Source organism: Acidimicrobiales bacterium, from assembly GCA_035540975.1.
Taxonomy (GTDB): Bacteria; Actinomycetota; Acidimicrobiia; order Acidimicrobiales.
In genome coordinates, this window is sequence record DATLFN010000007.1 from 1 (window position 1) to 15,811 (window position 15,811).

Annotated in this window: 17 protein-coding genes; 11 read left to right on the forward strand and 6 right to left on the reverse strand. The window is 76.4% G+C overall.

The features are described 5' to 3' along the window. Positions 1 to 416: 416 nt before the first annotated feature. Complete coding sequence (locus VM242_00975; GenBank protein ID HVM03719.1) at positions 417 to 1,211, reverse strand: inositol monophosphatase family protein; 795 nt, start codon at positions 1,209 to 1,211, stop codon at positions 417 to 419. A 47-nt stretch (positions 1,212 to 1,258) separates the two neighbouring features. Between VM242_00975 and VM242_00980 the strand changes: the two genes are divergently transcribed. After that, positions 1,259 to 2,278 (forward strand): GntG family PLP-dependent aldolase, encoded by a 1,020-nt coding sequence (locus VM242_00980; protein ID HVM03720.1) that lies wholly within the window; start codon positions 1,259 to 1,261, stop codon positions 2,276 to 2,278. A gap of 10 nt (positions 2,279 to 2,288) precedes the next feature. Further along, positions 2,289 to 2,999: a PIG-L deacetylase family protein gene (locus VM242_00985; protein ID HVM03721.1), complete on the forward strand. Its 711-nt coding sequence runs from the start codon at positions 2,289 to 2,291 to the stop codon at positions 2,997 to 2,999. Between the two features lie 198 nt (positions 3,000 to 3,197). Here VM242_00985 and VM242_00990 read toward each other — a convergent pair whose 3' ends face one another. Continuing rightward, entirely contained in the window at positions 3,198 to 3,479 is a 282-nt protein-coding gene (locus tag VM242_00990; GenBank protein HVM03722.1) for a hypothetical protein, read from the reverse strand. A gap of 26 nt (positions 3,480 to 3,505) precedes the next feature. Here VM242_00990 and VM242_00995 point away from each other — a divergent pair, with 26 nt between their 5' ends. Next, positions 3,506 to 4,336 (forward strand): polyprenol monophosphomannose synthase, encoded by an 831-nt coding sequence (locus VM242_00995; GenBank protein HVM03723.1) that lies wholly within the window; start codon positions 3,506 to 3,508, stop codon positions 4,334 to 4,336. Here the strand turns inward: VM242_00995 and VM242_01000 are convergent. After that, positions 4,272 to 4,751 carry a YbaK/EbsC family protein gene (locus VM242_01000; protein HVM03724.1) on the reverse strand — a complete coding sequence of 160 codons (480 nt, stop codon included), beginning with the start codon at positions 4,749 to 4,751 and terminating at the stop codon, positions 4,272 to 4,274. The genes VM242_00995 and VM242_01000 overlap by 65 nt on opposite strands. 36 nt (positions 4,752 to 4,787) lie before the next feature. Here VM242_01000 and VM242_01005 point away from each other — a divergent pair, with 36 nt between their 5' ends. Beyond that, complete coding sequence (locus VM242_01005; protein ID HVM03725.1) at positions 4,788 to 6,050, forward strand: DNA polymerase IV; 1,263 nt, start codon at positions 4,788 to 4,790, stop codon at positions 6,048 to 6,050. Positions 6,051 to 6,142: 92 nt separating this feature from the next. Further along, the gene (locus VM242_01010) at positions 6,143 to 6,526 is read left to right on the forward strand and encodes a DUF3040 domain-containing protein (GenBank protein HVM03726.1); all 384 of its coding nucleotides are present in this window, start codon (positions 6,143 to 6,145) and stop codon (positions 6,524 to 6,526) included. Positions 6,527 to 6,834: 308 nt separating this feature from the next. On the opposite strand, the gene VM242_01015 is transcribed toward VM242_01010, so the two are convergent. The 3 genes from VM242_01015 to VM242_01025 are packed head-to-tail and all read right to left on the reverse strand — an operon-like array spanning position 6,835 to position 11,306. Further along, on the reverse strand, positions 6,835 to 9,144 hold the full coding sequence (locus tag VM242_01015) for a DUF3488 and transglutaminase-like domain-containing protein (GenBank protein ID HVM03727.1): 2,310 nt from the start codon (positions 9,142 to 9,144) through the stop codon (positions 6,835 to 6,837). Further along, a complete protein-coding gene (locus VM242_01020; protein ID HVM03728.1) occupies positions 9,141 to 10,349 on the reverse strand; it encodes a DUF58 domain-containing protein in 1,209 nt (402 codons plus the stop codon). Before VM242_01020 ends, VM242_01015 begins: the two co-directional genes overlap by 4 nt. Positions 10,350 to 10,352: 3 nt before the next feature. Next, positions 10,353 to 11,306, reverse strand: coding sequence for a MoxR family ATPase (locus tag VM242_01025; protein HVM03729.1), 954 nt, complete (start codon positions 11,304 to 11,306; stop codon positions 10,353 to 10,355). Between the two features lie 109 nt (positions 11,307 to 11,415). Here VM242_01025 and VM242_01030 point away from each other — a divergent pair, with 109 nt between their 5' ends. The 6 genes from VM242_01030 (at position 11,416) to rsmH (ending at position 15,726) form a co-directional block, all read left to right on the forward strand. Then, positions 11,416 to 12,282: an ROK family protein gene (locus tag VM242_01030; GenBank protein ID HVM03730.1), complete on the forward strand. Its 867-nt coding sequence runs from the start codon at positions 11,416 to 11,418 to the stop codon at positions 12,280 to 12,282. Between the two features lie 34 nt (positions 12,283 to 12,316). Continuing rightward, positions 12,317 to 12,580 (forward strand): hypothetical protein, encoded by a 264-nt coding sequence (locus VM242_01035; GenBank protein ID HVM03731.1) that lies wholly within the window; start codon positions 12,317 to 12,319, stop codon positions 12,578 to 12,580. A gap of 51 nt (positions 12,581 to 12,631) precedes the next feature. Further along, positions 12,632 to 13,141: an HNH endonuclease gene (locus VM242_01040; GenBank protein HVM03732.1), complete on the forward strand. Its 510-nt coding sequence runs from the start codon at positions 12,632 to 12,634 to the stop codon at positions 13,139 to 13,141. Between the two features lie 113 nt (positions 13,142 to 13,254). Then, the gene (locus tag VM242_01045) at positions 13,255 to 13,791 is read left to right on the forward strand and encodes a hypothetical protein (protein HVM03733.1); all 537 of its coding nucleotides are present in this window, start codon (positions 13,255 to 13,257) and stop codon (positions 13,789 to 13,791) included. Positions 13,792 to 14,218: 427 nt separating this feature from the next. Next, the gene (locus tag VM242_01050; GenBank protein HVM03734.1) at positions 14,219 to 14,632 is read left to right on the forward strand and encodes a division/cell wall cluster transcriptional repressor MraZ; all 414 of its coding nucleotides are present in this window, start codon (positions 14,219 to 14,221) and stop codon (positions 14,630 to 14,632) included. A gap of 125 nt (positions 14,633 to 14,757) precedes the next feature. Then, positions 14,758 to 15,726, forward strand: coding sequence for a 16S rRNA (cytosine(1402)-N(4))-methyltransferase RsmH (gene rsmH, locus VM242_01055; protein HVM03735.1), 969 nt, complete (start codon positions 14,758 to 14,760; stop codon positions 15,724 to 15,726). Positions 15,727 to 15,811 lie beyond the last annotated feature (85 nt).

Consider the following 15,811-nt stretch of genomic DNA (forward strand, 5'->3'; position numbering starts at 1 on the left):
GGGCCTGCTCGGCCGCCCGCAGGTCGGCGTGGGCCCTGGCGGTGATCTCGGCGCCGGCGTCGACGCTCACAGGCGGGGAGTTCATGACGACGGCGGCGGTGCCGGTGCCACCGAGGGCGACGGCGACGGCGGCGGCGGCGATGGAGCTGATGCTGAACATTTCGAGGCTCTCCTTGGGGTCGGCGCCGGCCCCGGGGTGGAGCCGGCGGGCGTTGGCCGGAGGACTGATCGCCCGGACGCCCCCGCTCCGTCGCGCCGAGCGTCGCTTCGAGCGGCTGGTGGTGCGACCTGAAGGGATGTCATCCGCTCGGGTGGCGCCCCTCGTCGCGATCGAACTTCCGCACGCTCCGCTCGCCCGCCGGAGAACGATGCAGCTCGACCGAATCGAGCGGGGCCGAACGAACGAGGTCGAAGATCTAGGAGCCGAGGAGGTCGAGCAGCGGCTGGTACAGCTGGGGCGGGGCGGCGACCGTCGTGTCGTCGGGGAGGACGGTGACGACGGCCCCCGCCTCGGCCGCCACCAGCATCCCGGCGGCCCGGTCCCACAGCTGGATGCCCCGCTCGTAATAGAGGTCGACCCGGCCGGCACCGACCCAGCACAGGTCGAGAGCGGCCGAGCCGGCCCGGCGCACGTCCCGGACGCAGGGCACCACCCGGGCGACGACCTGGCCCTGGCGGGCCCGGGACGCCGCTTCGTAGGCGAACCCGGTGGCGACGAGGGCGACGGACAGGTCGGGCGCGCCGGTCACCTCCAGGCGGCGCCCGTTGCACTCGGCGCCCCCGCCCCGCACGGCGGTGAAGGTCTCCCCGTGCGACGGGTCGTGCACCACCCCGGCGATCACCTCGCCGTCGTACTCGGCCGCCACCGACACCGCCCAGGCGGGGAACCCGTAGAGGTAGTTGGTGGTGCCGTCCAGGGGGTCGACGATCCACCGCACCCCCGACGTCCCCGCCCCGGCGAGCCCGCCCTCCTCGCCGAGCACGGCGTCCCCCGGGCGGGCGCCCAACAGGGTCTCGGTGATGAGCGCCTCGCTGGCCCGGTCGACGGCGGTGACCATGTCGGTGCCGCTGGTCTTGGTGCCCACGTCGGCGGCGGCACCGTCCTGGCCCTCCAGCAGGAGGTCGCCCGCCGCGACCGCGGCGGCCCGGGCCAGCGCCACCAGCTCGACGGGGTCGGGCGCGCCCACCGACGGCGGCGGGGCGGCGGGCACGCCGGCAGTCTCGCGCCCGCGGCGCGACCTCCCCTAGCCTGCGGGCGATGTCGGGCGGCTTGGTGGACCTGCGGTCGGACACCGTGACCCGTCCCACCGCCGAGATGCGGCGGGCGATGGCCGGCGCCGAGGTGGGCGACGACGTCTACGGCGAGGACCCCACCGTGAACCGCCTCCAGGAGGCGTACGCCGAGCGGGTCGGCAAGGACGCGGCGCTGTACGTCCCGAGCGGCGTCATGGCGAACCAGCTGGCGCTCCGGGTCCTGTGCCGGCCGGGGGCCACGGTCGTGACCGGCGCCCGCCAGCACGTGGTGATCTACGAGAACGGCGCGGGCGGCCGCAACGCGGCCGTGCAGTTCGCCACCGTCGACGACGCCGACGGCACCCTGGCGCCCGAGGACGTGACGTGGGCGCTCGAGGCGGCCGAGCACCACCACCCGGCGCCCGGCCTGGTGTGCGTCGAGAACACCCACATGCCGGCGGGCGGCGTGCCCTACCCCCTGTTCGCCCTCAAGGCCCTCCGTGTAGCGGCCGGCGCCCTGCCCGTCCACATGGACGGCGCCCGCCTGTTCAACGCCGAGGTGGCGACCGGTGTCCCCGCCGCGGCTTACGCGGCGGAGGCGACCACCGTGATGTCCTGCCTGTCCAAGGGGCTGTGCGCCCCCGTGGGGTCGGTGCTGGCCGGCCCGGCCGACGTGATCGAGGCGGCGCGCCTGGAGCGGGCCCGCATGGGCGGCGGGATGCGCCAGGCGGGCGTGATCGCGGCGGCCGGGCTGGTCGCCCTGCGCACGATGGTGGACCGCCTGGCCGAGGACCACGGGCGGGCCCGGCGACTGGCCGAGGCGGTGGCCGCCCGCTGGCCGGGCGCCGGCTGCGACCCGGGGGCCGTGCCGACGAACGTGGTCGTGTTCCGCCACCCCGAGCCGGCGCGCCTGCTGGAGCACCTGCGCGCCGCCGGCGTCCTCGCCGGCACCATCGCCCCCCGGGTCGTGCGCCTGGTCACCCATCACGACGTCGACGACGCCGCGGTCGGGCGCGCCTGCGCCTCGCTGGCGTCGGCGCCGTAGGGGAGCGACGGTGGCCCGACCGGTGGACGACGTGCCCGCCCGTGCCCTGGCCGTCTACGCCCACCCCGACGACCCCGAGGTGTCGTGCGGCGGCACGCTGGCCCGGTGGGCGGCCGCCGGCACCGACGTCCACGTGGTGATCTGCGCGGCGGGCGACAAGGGCTCGTCGGACCCCGGCGTGCGCCCGGAGGACCTGGCCCGCCGGCGGGCCGGCGAGGTGGAGGCGGCCAACGCCGTGCTGGGCGTGTCCGGCACCCACCTGCTCGGCCACCCCGACGGCGAGGTCGAGAACACCGCCGCCCTGCGGGCCCAGCTGGTCGCTCTGGTGCGCCGGCTCAAGCCCCAGGTGGTGGTGTGCCCCGACCCGACGGCGGTGTTCTTCGGGTCCCGCTACTTCAACCACCGCGACCACCGGGAGCTGGGCTGGGCCACCCTCGACGCCGTGGCCCCGGCGGCCGCCAGCCCCCACTACTTCCCCGACGCCGGGCCGCCCCACCAGGTGGAGGCCGTCTACCTGTCGGGGACGCTCGAGCCCGACCTGTGGGTCGAGATCACCGGCTCCATCGACGCCAAGGCCGAGGCCCTGCTGTGCCATGCGAGCCAGCTGGGCGAGACGGGGGAGTGGCTGCGCCAGGTCGTGCAGCAGCGGGCCGAGGAGGGGGGTCGGGTGGCCGGCGTGCCGTATGCCGAGGGGTTCCGGGTCCTGCGGCTCACGGCGTAGCCATGTCCGTCTCGCGCCACTGACCGGCCGGGCGGGTCCTGTCCCTCAGGGATCCTTCCCACCCGGTTCCCCCCACCTGCGCTGGGGCCCCACCGGGTGGGCCCCTTCCCTACGGGCCACCCGCCCGGCCTCGTCGGTGTCTCCCACCCCTCGGCCTGCGGGTCCGGCCGGGGGTGTGTTGTGGTGCGTGGGTCAGTTTCAGTGGTCCGTGGTGTCGTCTTCGTGCAGTTCGGTCCTTCGCCACTCGCCCATGGCTCTGAGGACGAGGACGGCGACGACGGCGACGCCGGCTGCGGCGGCGAGGCCGCCGATCACGGCGCCGGCGCCGGTGGCGGCGTCGCAGTCCTCGCACTGGAGGTTCACGAAGGAGGCGCCGATCAGCGCGCCGCACCCGCCGGCGACGAGGATGGCGAGGAAGGCGAGGAGCCGTGCCCGCCGCGACGGGAGCGCGGACAGCCGTCGGTCATCGCCTGTGGCCACGGCGGCGAATCGTATGCTGGCCGCCCGTGCGCGCCGCCATCGTCATGCCGACGTACGAGGAGGCCCGCAACATCGGCGTGGTGCTCCCCCGGGTCCGGGCGGCGGCGCCCGAGGCCGACGTCGTGGTGGTGGACGACGCCAGCCCCGACGGCACCGCCGACCTGGCCGAGGCGGTGGGCCGGGAGACGGGCGGCATCGTCGTCCTGCGCCGGACCGGGCCCCGGGGGTTCGGCGCCGCCTGCCGGGCCGGCTTCGCCTGGGCGCTGGAACGGGACTACGACGTCGTCGTCGAGATGGACGCCGACCTCTCGCACGACCCGGCCGCCCTCCCGGCCCTGCTGGCGGCCGTGGAGAGCGGCGCCGACCTGGCCGTCGGCTCCCGTTACGTCCCCGGCGGGGCGATCCCGAACTGGCCCGTCCACCGCCGGGCCCTGTCCCGGTTCGGCAACCGGTACGCCACCGCCCTGCTCGGGCTCCCGGTCTCCGACGCCACGTCCGGCTACCGGGCGTACCGGTCGTCGATGCTGCGGGCGATCAGCCTCGACCACCAGCGGGCCAACGGCTACGGCTTCCTCATCGAGATGGTGTACCGCGTGACCCAGCAGGGGGGGAAGGTCGCCGAGGTCCCCATCGTGTTCGTCGACCGCGAGCGGGACGGCTCGAAGATGTCGGGGCGCATCGTGGTGGAGGCCATGACGCTGGTGACCCTGTGGGGCGTGCGCGACCTCGCCCGCCGCGGCGTGCGCCGCGCCCGGCGCGGCGTGCGCCGCGCCCGGCGCCGTTCCTGGCCTCCTAGCCGGACCGGGCGAGGTCGCAGACGCGGCCGCCGGTCGCTCGGACGAGGGCGTCGGGGCTGATCGGGAAGTTCACCGAGGGCGTGCCCGCCGCCGCCCACACCTCGTCGTGGAGCAGCAGGTCGGCGTCCACGAAGACCCGCAGCGGCTCGTGGTGGCCGAACGGCGGGATCCCGCCGATGGGGAAGCCGGTCGCCTCGCGCACGGTGGAGGCGTCCTCCCGCCACGCCCGCTCGCCCCCGGCCGCAGCGGCCAGCTTGCCCTCGTCCACCAGGTTGGGCCCGCTCACCAGGGCGACGACCAGCTCGCCGTCGACGCAGAACACCAGGGATTTCACGATCTGGGCCAGGTCCACGCCGATGGCGAGAGCGGCATCCACGGCCGTCCGCGTGCCCTCGGGGAACTCCCGTGGGCGGACCTCGACGCCGAGGAGGCTCCCGGCGTCGACCACGGCCTTGACGTTGCGGTGCACGGTCACCTCCCGGTCGCCGGGTCACCCTGCCACAATCGGCCCGTGCCCGCCGGGACGGGGGAGCCGACGATCCTCCACGTCGACATGGACGCGTTCTACGCGTCGGTCGAGGTGCTCCGCGACCCGTCGCTCGCCGGGCGCCCGGTGATCGTGGGCGGCGCCGGCGACCGGGGCGTGGTGGCGTCGTGCTCGTACGAGGCACGGGCCTACGGGGTGGCGTCGGCCATGCCGTCCGCCCGGGCCCGGCGCCTGTGCCCGTCGGCGGTGTTCGTCCACGGCGACCTGTCCCGCTACGGCGAGTACAGCCGGCGCATCCACGCCGTGTTCACCTCGTACACCCCGCTGGTGGAGGGCATCTCGCTGGACGAGGCGTTCCTCGACGTGGGCGGCGCCCGTCGCCTGTTCGGACCCGCCCCCGACATCGCCGCCGCCGTCCGCCGGCGCATCCGGGACGAGGTCGGGCTGGGCTGCTCGGTGGGCGTCGCCCCGTCGAAGCTGCTGGCCAAGCTGGCGTCCAAGCAGGCCAAGCCCCGGGCGTCGCTGAGCGGCGTCGTCGAGGGCCCCGGCGTGGTGGTCGTGCGGCCGGGGGAGGAGTTGGCCTTCCTTCACCCCATGCCGGTCGGCGCCCTGTGGGGCGTCGGACCGCGGACGGCGGACAAGCTGCGGGCCAAGGGCGTCGGGACGGTGGGCGACCTGGCAGCCGTCCCCCGGGCGACCGTGGTCGAGTGGCTCGGACCGGCCGCCGGCACGCAGCTGTGGGAGCTGGCCTGGGCCCGCGACGCCCGGCCGGTGGAGCCTTCCCGCCCGCCGAAGTCGGTCGGCCACGAGGAGACGTTCGCCGTGGACCTCCGGGAGCGGGCCGACCTGCACCGCGAGGTGGTCCGCCAGTCCGACGCGGTGGCGGCCCGCCTGCGGGGTGCCGGGCTGGCCGGGCGCACGGTGACGGTGAAGGTGCGCTTCAACGACTTCGCCACCATCACCCGCTCGCGCACGCTGCCCGAGGCGGTCGACACCGCACCCGAGCTGGCGTCGGCGGCCGGCGCGCTGCTCGACGGCGTGGACGCCGGCCCCGGCGTGCGCCTCCTCGGGGTGAGCGTCGGCAACCTCACCGAGGGGGCCGCCCGCCAGCTGGAGCTGGGCGTCGGCGGCCCGGGCTGGGGCGAGGCGTCCGAGGCGGTCGACGGCGTGCGGGCCCGGTTCGGGCCGGACGCGGTGGGACCGGCGGCGCTGCTGGGCGGGGGCGGGCTGCGCGTCCGCCGCCCCGGCGACCAGCAGTGGGGACCAGGGGGCGGTTCGGCGCCTTGACGGGGGCGACCTCGATCGCGTTGTTGAGGGGGACGGCGTGCGCGAAGATGGAGGACCGGCGTGCATCAGATGGAAGCAGGAGGGTCGGCAAGTTGCCGCTTTCGGAAGAAGAGCAGCGGATCCTCCACGAGATCGAGCGCAGCTTCTACGAGCACGACCCCGACTTCGCCAAGGGCGTCAGCGAGACGACGCTGTACCGGCACGCCGGCCGGAACTGCAAGTGGGCCGCCCTCGGCTTCGTCGCCGGCCTCGTCCTCCTCCTGGCGTCCTTCGCCTCCAGCCGCGTCCTCGGCGCCTTCGGCTTCCTCCTGATGCTGGCGTCGACGCTCGTCTTCGAGCGCAACTTCCGCAAGATGGGCAAGGCGGGCTGGCAGGAGCTCACCCAGACGGTGCGGGAGAAGGGCTTCCCCAACCTGTTGGGCGACACCCGCAAGCGGCTGGGCGAGCGCTTCAAGCGCGACGACTCCGGCCAATAGCGCCGAGACCGGCGCGAGCGCGGGCTCCGGCGGCAAATTCGGGCGGATAGCGCCCCGATCTGCCGCCAGAATCCCACGACGGCCCGCGGCCGACGGTCGGCGGTCGGCGGTCGGTCGGCCCCGGGTCGGTGTCGGTGACCGTGACCGGCGCCCGCGCCGGCTCCGGCGGCAAATTCGGGCGGATAGCGCCCCGATCTGCCGCCAGAACCCAGCGACGGCGCCGCCTCGGCGGTGGCCGGTCGGTCGGTCGGTGCCCCGGCGGCGGCTCCGGCGGCCGACGGCCGGCGGTCCCCAGTAAGCACCCGGCCTCAGCGGCGGTCGCGGCGCCTGCGGTCGGGGGCCGTCCCGGGCGGCGGCTGGAACAGCGGCCGCGGGTCGAGGACCCACGCCACCCGGCGGCGCCGGGTGGCGGTGGCCAGGACGCTCTCCTCGACGGCGGCGGCGTGGGCGGCCGCCGTCTCCGCCGCCTCGGGCGGGAGCGGCTCGGGGGCGTAGCTGGCCGTCGCCGCGTCGGCTGCCAGGGTGGCCAGGGCGGTGGCCGCCGGCTCGGACAGGGCGGCGGTGGGGGCGGCCCGGCGGGCGTGCTCGGCCAGCGTCTCCGCCGGCCGGCGTGGCGCGCCGGCCCGGGCCACCGCCTCGGCCGCCTCCGTCCACGCCACCCACACCCGCTCGGCGGGATCGGCTGCCGCCGCCCTCCGGCGCCGCCGGCGCACGTCCTTGGCCAGCGGCACCCCGAGGACCACGAGGACGACGACGAGCACGACGGAGCCGGCGACGACGGCGGCCGGGTGGCGCCACCACGGGCGCCCGGCGGGGGTGGCGAGGGGCGCCGGTGCCTCGCCCGCCGGCGCAGCGGTGGTCGAGGGGGTGGCGGTGTCGTCGGGCGCCGTGGTGGGCGGCGCCGCCGTGGTGGCCGTGGTGGCGTCCCGAGGGTCGGCCTGGGCCTCGGGCACGCCGAGGTACTCCTCCTGGCCGGGGGCGCCCCGCCCGGGCGTGGGCTCGAACGCCACCCAGCCGAACCCGTCCAGGAAGACCTCGGGCCAGGCGTGGGCGTTCAGGCCCTTGACATGGAGGCGCCCGTCGCCGCCGAGCTCGCCCGGGGTGAACCCGACGGCCACCCGGGTGGGGAGCCCGACCGACCGGGCCAACACGGCGAAGGCGCCGGCGAACTGCTCGCAGTAGCCCCGGCGGTCGTCGAACAGGAACCGCTCCAGCGCCTCGTCGCCGTGGCCGGCTCCCACGTCGATGTCGTAGACGAACCCCTGGCGGAAGTGGTCCTGGATGGCCAGGGCCCTGGCGTACGGCGCGTCGGGCAGCCCCGAGGTCAGCGCCCGGGCCAGCTGGCGGACGGGCCGGGAGATGGGCGGGAGCGCCAGGAACCGGTCGAGATCGACGGAGGTCGACCGTCCCACCACGCCGGCCAGCGCCCGGGGATCGAAGCGGGGGACGGTCGACTGCACCCGGTAGGTGAGGCCGTCGGTGGTGTCGTCGCCGGTGATGAGGCTCCCGAGGTCCTCGTTGTAGCTGACCTCGTCGACGCCGCCGATGCGCTCCGGTCGGTAGGCGGCCGGGAGCCAGATAGACGACAGCGACCGGATGGTGAACTCCTGGACGAAGGTGTCGCCGGTGGCGCCCCCGGCGCCCGGCTCCGGTTCGGGGAGGCGCTCGCCCACCGGCTGGTAGCTGGCGTCGGACGACCAGATGCGCCCGTCGAAGGTGTCCAGCGAGGTGAGCCGCCAGTAGGCCCGCTGCTGCGTTCGCACGGTGAACACCTCGGTGGACGACTGGTCCACCAGGCGGCCCCGGATGTCGACCAGGGGGCTGACGGTCGTACGCCGGCCCTTCCCGCCCGGGCCGTCGCCCCGCCAGTCGAGCACGGCCTCGGCCGCCGCCCCGGGCAGGCGGGGACCGACCACCACGGCGGCGGCGACGGCGGCGAGGACCAGGCCGGCCGCTCCCTGCAGCAGCGCGGTAGGGCCACCCTTGTTGCGGCTGGCGAACCACGAGGACCCGGACGACTCGAGGTCGGCCCGGTGGAGGACCAGGAAGGGGAGCAGGGTGGCGAGGTACAGCGCCACCATCAGGCCCCGCCGCCCGTCGTCGCCCAGGGTGGCCGTGAACACGAAGAGGGTGAACGAGGGCACCACCGCCTCGAACAGCACCTTCATGCGGAACGCCGCCCAGTCGGCGAGGACGGCTGTGGCGGCGACGCCCACCATGGCCGCCAGGAGGAACCCGTCGCTGGCCGGCGCGGGCGCCACCACCGAGCCGAAGTCGGCCCACGCCCGGGCCAGGGCTTCGCGGGCCGCCGCCAAAGTGGCGGGCCCGGGCACGAGCGAGAGGGTGGCCGTCTCCGGGAGCAGCAGCCAGGTGGCGACCAGGGCCACGCCGCCGGCGGCCGACAGGGCCGACAGGGCGAGCGAGCGCCCGAGGAGCCGGCCCGCCCACATGGCGGCGTGGGCGACGACGGCGGCGCCGACCAGGGGCAGCAGGTACGCGGCTCCGGCGAAGAGGCGCCCCATCCCCACGGCCACGGCCACCGTCACGGCCGCCAGGGCGAGCGTGGCCAGCGGCGCGGCGGCCGTGCGCCCGTCCGCCCCAGCGGCGGGCGCGGTCATGGTCCCACCGCCGCCGGCCGCACCCGCCCGGCCATCGCCTCCGTCCAGGCGGCGGCGAACGGGCGGGCGGCCGTGACCCGCACCACGGAGCGGGCGCCGGGGACGGGACGGGCCGTGTCGTGCCCGTCGGGGTCGAGGGCCGAGCGCTCGAAGAGCACCACGGTGACGGCGCCGAAGCGGCTCCGCAGGCGGGCGATGCGCTCGAGGTCGGTCTCGGCCGCCACCGCCGTGGTCACGACGGCGAGGGCGCCGCCGTTCCCCTCCCGCCGCAGCGACGAGAGGATGGCGCCCAGGTTGTCCTCCCGCCCGGCGGACGCCCCGGCCAGGTGCTCGAGGATGGCCTCGACGTGGGCGTGGCCCTCGGCGAAGCCGGAGTCGACGCCGTCGGTCGCGACCAGGCGGACCAGCGAGCGGTGGCGCCAGGACGCGCTGACCACGCTGGCCGCCGCCGACAGGGCCATCTCGAGCGACGCCGGCGTGTGCGCGGCCCGGCGCAGGTCGACGAGCACGGTCACCCGGCCCTGCCACGGCATCTCGTCCTGGCGGATCATCAGCTCGTCGAGGCGGGCCGTCGCCTTCCAGTGCACGCGGCGCAGGTCGTCGCCCATCTCGTACTCCCTCAGGGCGTAGAAGTCCTCGCCGGCCGACGCCAGGGCGGTGGGGTGGTCGGCACCGGCATGCGGGTCGTTGCCCCGGGTCATGGGCAGGGGCGGGATGGCGTCGACGCGGGGGTAGACGGTGAGCTGGGTGGCGGGCGCACCGGGCCGGGCGCGGCCGGCCAGGCCGAACGGGTCCTCCAGCTGGAGCTGGAGGGGACCCAGGTCGTAGATGCCGCGCCGGTCGGTGGGCAGCCGGTAGGCGGCGCGGGCCGCCTCCCCGGGCGCCAGGGGGGCGACCAGGAAGCGGGCCCAGCGGCGCCCGCCGTCGAAGGGGTCGCGGGCGGAGAGCACCGGGGAGCGGCGGCGGCCGTTGTTGCGGACGGTCAGCTCCACCCGGCTGGCGCCGCCGGCGTGGACCCGGGCGGGGCGCAGCTCCCGGGACGCCTCCAGGTCGAAGCGGGCCAGGCGCACGAAGGCCACCGCGCCGATCACCAGCGCGAAGGCGGCCCCGGCCAGCATGTACAGCTCGACGATCCCGAGCAGCCGCCCCCCCATCAGCAGCAGCCCGGCGCCGAGGAGGAGCATCAGGCCCCGGCGGGTCAGCACGGCCTAGCCGCCGCGGCCGGCGGGGACGGGGACGCGGTCCAGCACCTCGGCCAGCACGTCCCGCCCCGCCGCCCCCCCGATCGTGGCCTCGGGGGTGAGGACCAGGCGGTGCTCGAGCACGGGCCCGGCCAGCGCCTTCACGTCGTCGGGGACCACGTAGTTGCGGCCGAGGGAGGCGGCCCGGGCCCGGGCCGCCCCCTGGAGGGCGAGGGTGGCCCGGGGCGACACGCCGAGCGCCAGGCTCGGGTGGCGGCGGGTGGCCTCGGCCAGGTCGACCAGGTAGCCCCGCAGCCCGGGCGCCACGTGCACGGCCTTGGCGGCATCGGTCATGGCGACCACCCGGCCGGTGGTGGTGACGGGCTCCAGCTCGTCCACGGTGACGGCCTCGGTGCCGCCGTGGAGGTCGAGCATCTCGATCTCGGCCGCCCGGTCCGGGTAGCCCATGGCGATGCGCATCAGGAACCGGTCGAGCTGGCTCTCGGGCAGCGGGTAGGTGCCCTCGTGCTCGATCGGGTTCTGGGTGGCGATCACCATGAACGGCGTGGGCAGCGAGTAGGTGTTGGCGTCGACGGTGACCTGGCGCTCCTGCATGGCCTCCAGGAGGGCGGACTGGGTCTTGGGCGACGCCCGGTTGATCTCGTCGCCCAGGACGACGTTGGCGAACACGCCGCCCGGGCGGAACTCGAAGCTGCCCGTGGCCCGGCTGTAGACGTTCACGCCGGTGACGTCCGAGGGCAGCAGGTCGGGGGTGAACTGGATCCGCTGCCAGGCGCAGCCGAGCGAGGCGGCCAGGGCCTTGGCCAGGCTGGTCTTGCCCACCCCCGGTACGTCCTCGATGAGGAGGTGGCCCTCGGCGACCAGGCTGAGGACGGCCAGGCGGATGGCCTCGGTCTTGCCCTGGATCATCCGCTCGACGTTCCCGACGATCGCCGCGAAGCCGTCGGCGAACGTGGTCATGTCGGCGGCTGCTCGTTGTCTGACCACCGCCCGCCCTCCGGGTGCGTCGTCTCCTCGAAAGACCCTACCGCCGCCCTCCGTCATGGACGACGGCGGGTACCGTCCCGGCGTGGCGCACGCCCTGGCCGTCGACGTGGGCGGGACGAAGCTGGCCGCCGCCGTGGTCGACGACGGCGGGGCCGTCCTCCGCTCGGCCCGGGCGGCCACCCCCCGGACCGGCTCCGCCGCCGACGTGTTCGACGCCCTGCTGGGCGTGGTCGACCGGGTGCGGGCGGGCGACGAGGTCGTGTGCGGCGTGGGCTGCGGCGGCCCCATGGCGCCGGGCGGCGAGGAGGTGTCACCCCTCAACATCGCGGCGTGGCGGGGCTTCCCGCTCCGGTCGGCGCTGGCCGAGCGGCTGGCGCTCGACACCTTCGTCGACAACGACGCCAAGGCCCTGGCCCTGGGCGAGGGGTGGAGGGGCGCCGCCCGGGGGGTGGCCGCCTTCGTGGCCATGGTGGTGTCCACCGGTGTGGGCGGCGGGATCGTGCTCGACGGGCGGCTGCTCGACGGCGCCGCCGGCAACGCCGGCCACATCGGCCACGTGATCGTCGTCCCCGGGGGCCGGCGGTGCGCCTGCGGGGCGGCCGGGTGCCTGGAGGCGGAGGCGTCGGGCCCGTCCATCCAGGCGGTCACCGGCCGCCCGGCGGCCGAGGCCGGCCCCGACGTGGTCGAGCGCACGGGCATGCTGGTGGGGCGGGCGGTGGCCTCGGTGGCCAACCTGCTCGACCTGCGCCTGGCCGTGGTCGCCGGGTCGGTGGCGCTCGGCTTCGGGGAGCCGTTCTTCGCCGCCGCCCGGGCCGAGGTCGAGCGCTCGGCCCGCTTGTCGTTCTCGGCCGGCGCGCTCGTCGCGCCCGCCGGCCTCGGGGCCGACGGCCCGCTGGTGGGGGCGGCCGCCGTCGGCTGGCGGGGCCTGGGCCGCCAGGTGCTGGCGTGACCGGGCGACGCCCGGTCGAAGGCCGGGCCGGCGGGTGAGCGGCGTCGCCCCAGGGTGGACGGGGGCGGTGCTGGCGGTCCTCGTCCGGCCCGCCCTGTGGCCCACCGCCGTCCGCCAGGCGCTGCTCCTGGCGCCGGCGCGGTGGTGGCGGAGGCGTCCGTACCTGCCCCTCCCCGACCGCGCCTATCTCGCCTTCCGGCTGGAGACGATGTACGGCGCGGGCGCACCCGCGCCCGCGCCCGGCGACGTGGTCGCGTACCTGCGATGGTGCAGAAGTTCCCGCAGATCTCTGCGGTAATGTGCGGAAATGCGGGTGCCACCAGGACCGGCTCGTCGGTAGCTTCGACCGATGTCCAGGGCGCTCATCCTCAATGCCACGTATGAGCCGCTCTGCGTCGTGGCCACCCGCCGGGCCCTGGTGCTCGTTCTCTCGGGAAAGGCGGAGCTCGTCGCCTCCACCGGCCGGTCGTACCACTCCGAGCGCTCGTCGTTCCCGGAGCCGTCCGTCGCCCGACTGGCGTACTACGTGAAGGTCCCGTACCAGGCCCGCATCGGGCTCAACCGCCGGGCCGTCTTCGCCCGGGATGGTCACCGCTGCCAGTACTGCGGCGGGACCGCCGAGAACATCGACCACGTCGTGCCCCGCAGCAAGGGCGGCACCCACACGTGGGACAACGTGGTGGCGTCGTGCCGGCCGTGCAACATGCGCAAGGAGGACCACCTCCTGGCCGACACGCCGCTGAGCCTCCTCCGCCCGCCGGCGCCGCCCCGCGCCGGGAGCTGGGTCCTGGTCGCCACCGGCACGGTCCGTCCCGACTGGGAGCCGTACCTCGGCGGGGCGGCCTCACTGTCGGCCTGACCGCTGGCTGGACCGTCGGGCGCCTGCGGGCGGACGCCGCCACGCTGCACGGGCGCGCCGTCGACTGGTCGACGCGCTCGGTCACCTTCTGCCTGGCGACGGCGCCGGCCGTCGTGCTGGGCTCGACCCAACCCGACGGCGCGGTGGTGGAGGGCGCCGGCGTCGAGGTGGCCCGCCGGCGCAGCGGCGGTGGGGCGGTGCTGGTGGAGCCGGGCCGGGTGGTGTGGGCCGACGTCGTCGTCCCCGCCGGCGACGCCCTGTGGCACCCCGACGTCGGCCGCGCCGCATGGTGGCTGGGTGACGCCTGGGCCGGCGCCCTCGAGGCGCTCGGCCTGCCCGGCGCCGCCGTCCACCGGGGCGGGCTGGTGCGCTCGCGTTGGTCGTCCGCCGTGTGCTTCGCCGGCCTCGGCCCCGGCGAGGTGACGCTGGCGGGCCGCAAGGCGGTCGGCATCGCCCAGCGCCGGACCCGCGAGGGTGCGCTCTTCCAGTGCGCCGTGGCCCTGGCGTGGGACCCGGCGCCGCTCCTCGCCGCCCTGGCCCTGGGCCCGGCCGACCGGGAGGCGGCGGCCGCCGACCTGGCCGGCGCCGTGCTCGCCGTCGCCCGCCCCGAGGCGGACGTCGAGTCGGCGTTCGTCGCCGCCCTGCCGTAGCCGCGCCCGGCGGCCCGCGCCCGGCGGCGTCCGCTCCGGCGGCAAGAAGAAGCGCAAACCGCCCGTTCTGCCGCCAGAAGGTCGCGGCGCACGGCCGAGCCAGGCGCCGCCGCCGGCGGCCCGCGCCCGGCGGCGTCCGCTCCGGCGGCAAGAAGGGGCGCATACCGCCCCGTTCTGCCGCCACAAGGTCGCGGCGCAGGGCACGGGTCAGGCGCCGGCGCGGGGGGCCCGCGCCTGAGGGCGTCCGCTCCGGCGGCAGAAATGGGCGCATACCGCCCCGTTCTGCCGCCAGAAGGTCGCGGCGCGGATTGGAGAGGTTGAAGGTGGTAACGAAGTGGGTTACGGTGGCGCCAAGTGGCGGGAAGGGGAGGGGTCCTGACCCGCGGAGCAACCCGGTGGTGCAGGGTGGTGAGGAGCACGTCTCTCGGTGGTGCGGTTCTTCGGACGGTACGAGCACTCGGTCGATCCCAAGGGTCGGGTCATCCTGCCCGCCAAGTTCCGCGCCCACTTCGACCACGGCGGCTACCTCACGCAGTTCCGGGGCGGCTGCCTGGCGCTGTGGACGCCCGAGGAGTTCAACGTGCAGTCGGCCGAGATGGAGGAGGCCCAGAAGCTGGGGCCGGCCGAGCGCAACCTGGCGCGGGTGTTCGCGTCGGGCACCCAGGAGGTGGAGGTGGACAAGCAGGGCCGCATCGCCATCGTGGCGCCGCTGCGGAGCTTCGCCACGCTCCACGACGCCGTGCTGGTGAACGGCGCCCTGAACCGCATCGAGCTGTGGAACCCCGAGCGATGGGAGGAGAAGGTGGCCGCCACCGAGGCGGCGCTGATCGAGGACGACTGACGGCACGACCCAGGACCATGCGCAGCCCCTCGACGGGCACGGTGGAAGACCCCCTCTCCGCAATCTTCCGGGCTCGCCGACCGGGGATGTTCCCCGGCGGTACCGGGCAGGTCGAGGGGCTGCGGATGACCCAGGAGTTCGTGCACCGGCCGGTGATGGCGGACGAGGTGGTGGCCCTGTTGGCCGACGTCCCGCCCGGCCTCTTCGTGGACGCCACCCTCGGGGGCGGCGGGCACGCGGCGGCCGTCCTCGACGCGTCCCCCGGCCTCCGGCTGGTGGGCGTCGACCGCGATGCCGACGCCCTGGCCGCGGCCGCGACGAACCTGGCCCGCTTCGGCGACCGGGTCGCCGCCCTCCACCACGCCCGCTTCGACCGCCTTCCCCAGCTGGTGACGGGACCGGTGAGCGCCGTGCTGCTCGACCTGGGCGTCAGCTCGCCGCAGTTCGACCGCCCCGAACGCGGTTTCTCGTACCGCCACGAAGGCCCCCTCGACATGCGGATGGACCGCACCCAGCGCCGCACGGCGGCCGACGTCGTGAACGGTGCGGACGAGCGGGCTCTGTCCCGGCTCATCGCCGAGAGCGGCGAGAGGCGCTTCGCCCGCCGCATCGCCCGCGCCCTCGTCGCCGGGCGCCCATTCGAGACCACCACCCAGGTGGCCGAGGCCGTCCGGGACGCCATCCCCGCGCCCGCCCGGCGCACGGGCGGGCACCCCGCCCGCCGGGTGTTCCAGGCCCTGCGCATCGCCGTCAACGACGAGCTCGAGGTGCTCGGCCCCACGGTGGACGCCGCCGTGGCGGCTCTGGCGCCGGCCGGTCGCATCGTCGTCCTCGCCCGAGTGGTAGGCGAGGACCGCATCGTGAAGGACCGCCTGCTGGAGGCCGCCACCGGAGGGTGCACGTGCCCGCCGGGGCTGCCGTGCGTGTGCGGTGCCACGCCGCTGGTGCGGCTGCTGAACCGGGGAGCCCGCAAGCCGTCGGCCGCCGAGGTCGCCGCCAACCCCCGCTCCGAGAGCGCCCGGCTGCGAGCGGCCGAGCGCCTTCCCGCCCCGCCCGAGGGCGGCGCGGGGGACGACGAGAGGAGATCGCCGTGACCGCCCTCGTGCCCATCGGCACCCGCCTGGCCCCCGCCCCCGCACCGGCGGGAAGCCCGCCGGTGCGGGGGCGGGGGCCTGTCTC

What these genes read in the sequence shown, in the direction of transcription:
- VM242_01040 (HVM03732.1), top strand. Translation starts at nt 12,632, where the DNA reads ATGTCCAGGGCGCTCATCCTCAATGCCACGTATGAGCCGCTCTGCGTC.
- rsmH (HVM03735.1), top strand. Translation starts at nt 14,758, where the DNA reads ATGACCCAGGAGTTCGTGCACCGGCCGGTGATGGCGGACGAGGTGGTG.
- VM242_01015 (HVM03727.1), bottom strand. Translation starts at nt 9,144, where the DNA reads ATGACCGCGCCCGCCGCTGGGGCGGACGGGCGCACGGCCGCCGCGCCG.
- VM242_01025 (HVM03729.1), bottom strand. Translation starts at nt 11,306, where the DNA reads ATGACCACGTTCGCCGACGGCTTCGCGGCGATCGTCGGGAACGTCGAG.
- VM242_00980 (HVM03720.1), top strand. Translation starts at nt 1,259, where the DNA reads ATGTCGGGCGGCTTGGTGGACCTGCGGTCGGACACCGTGACCCGTCCC.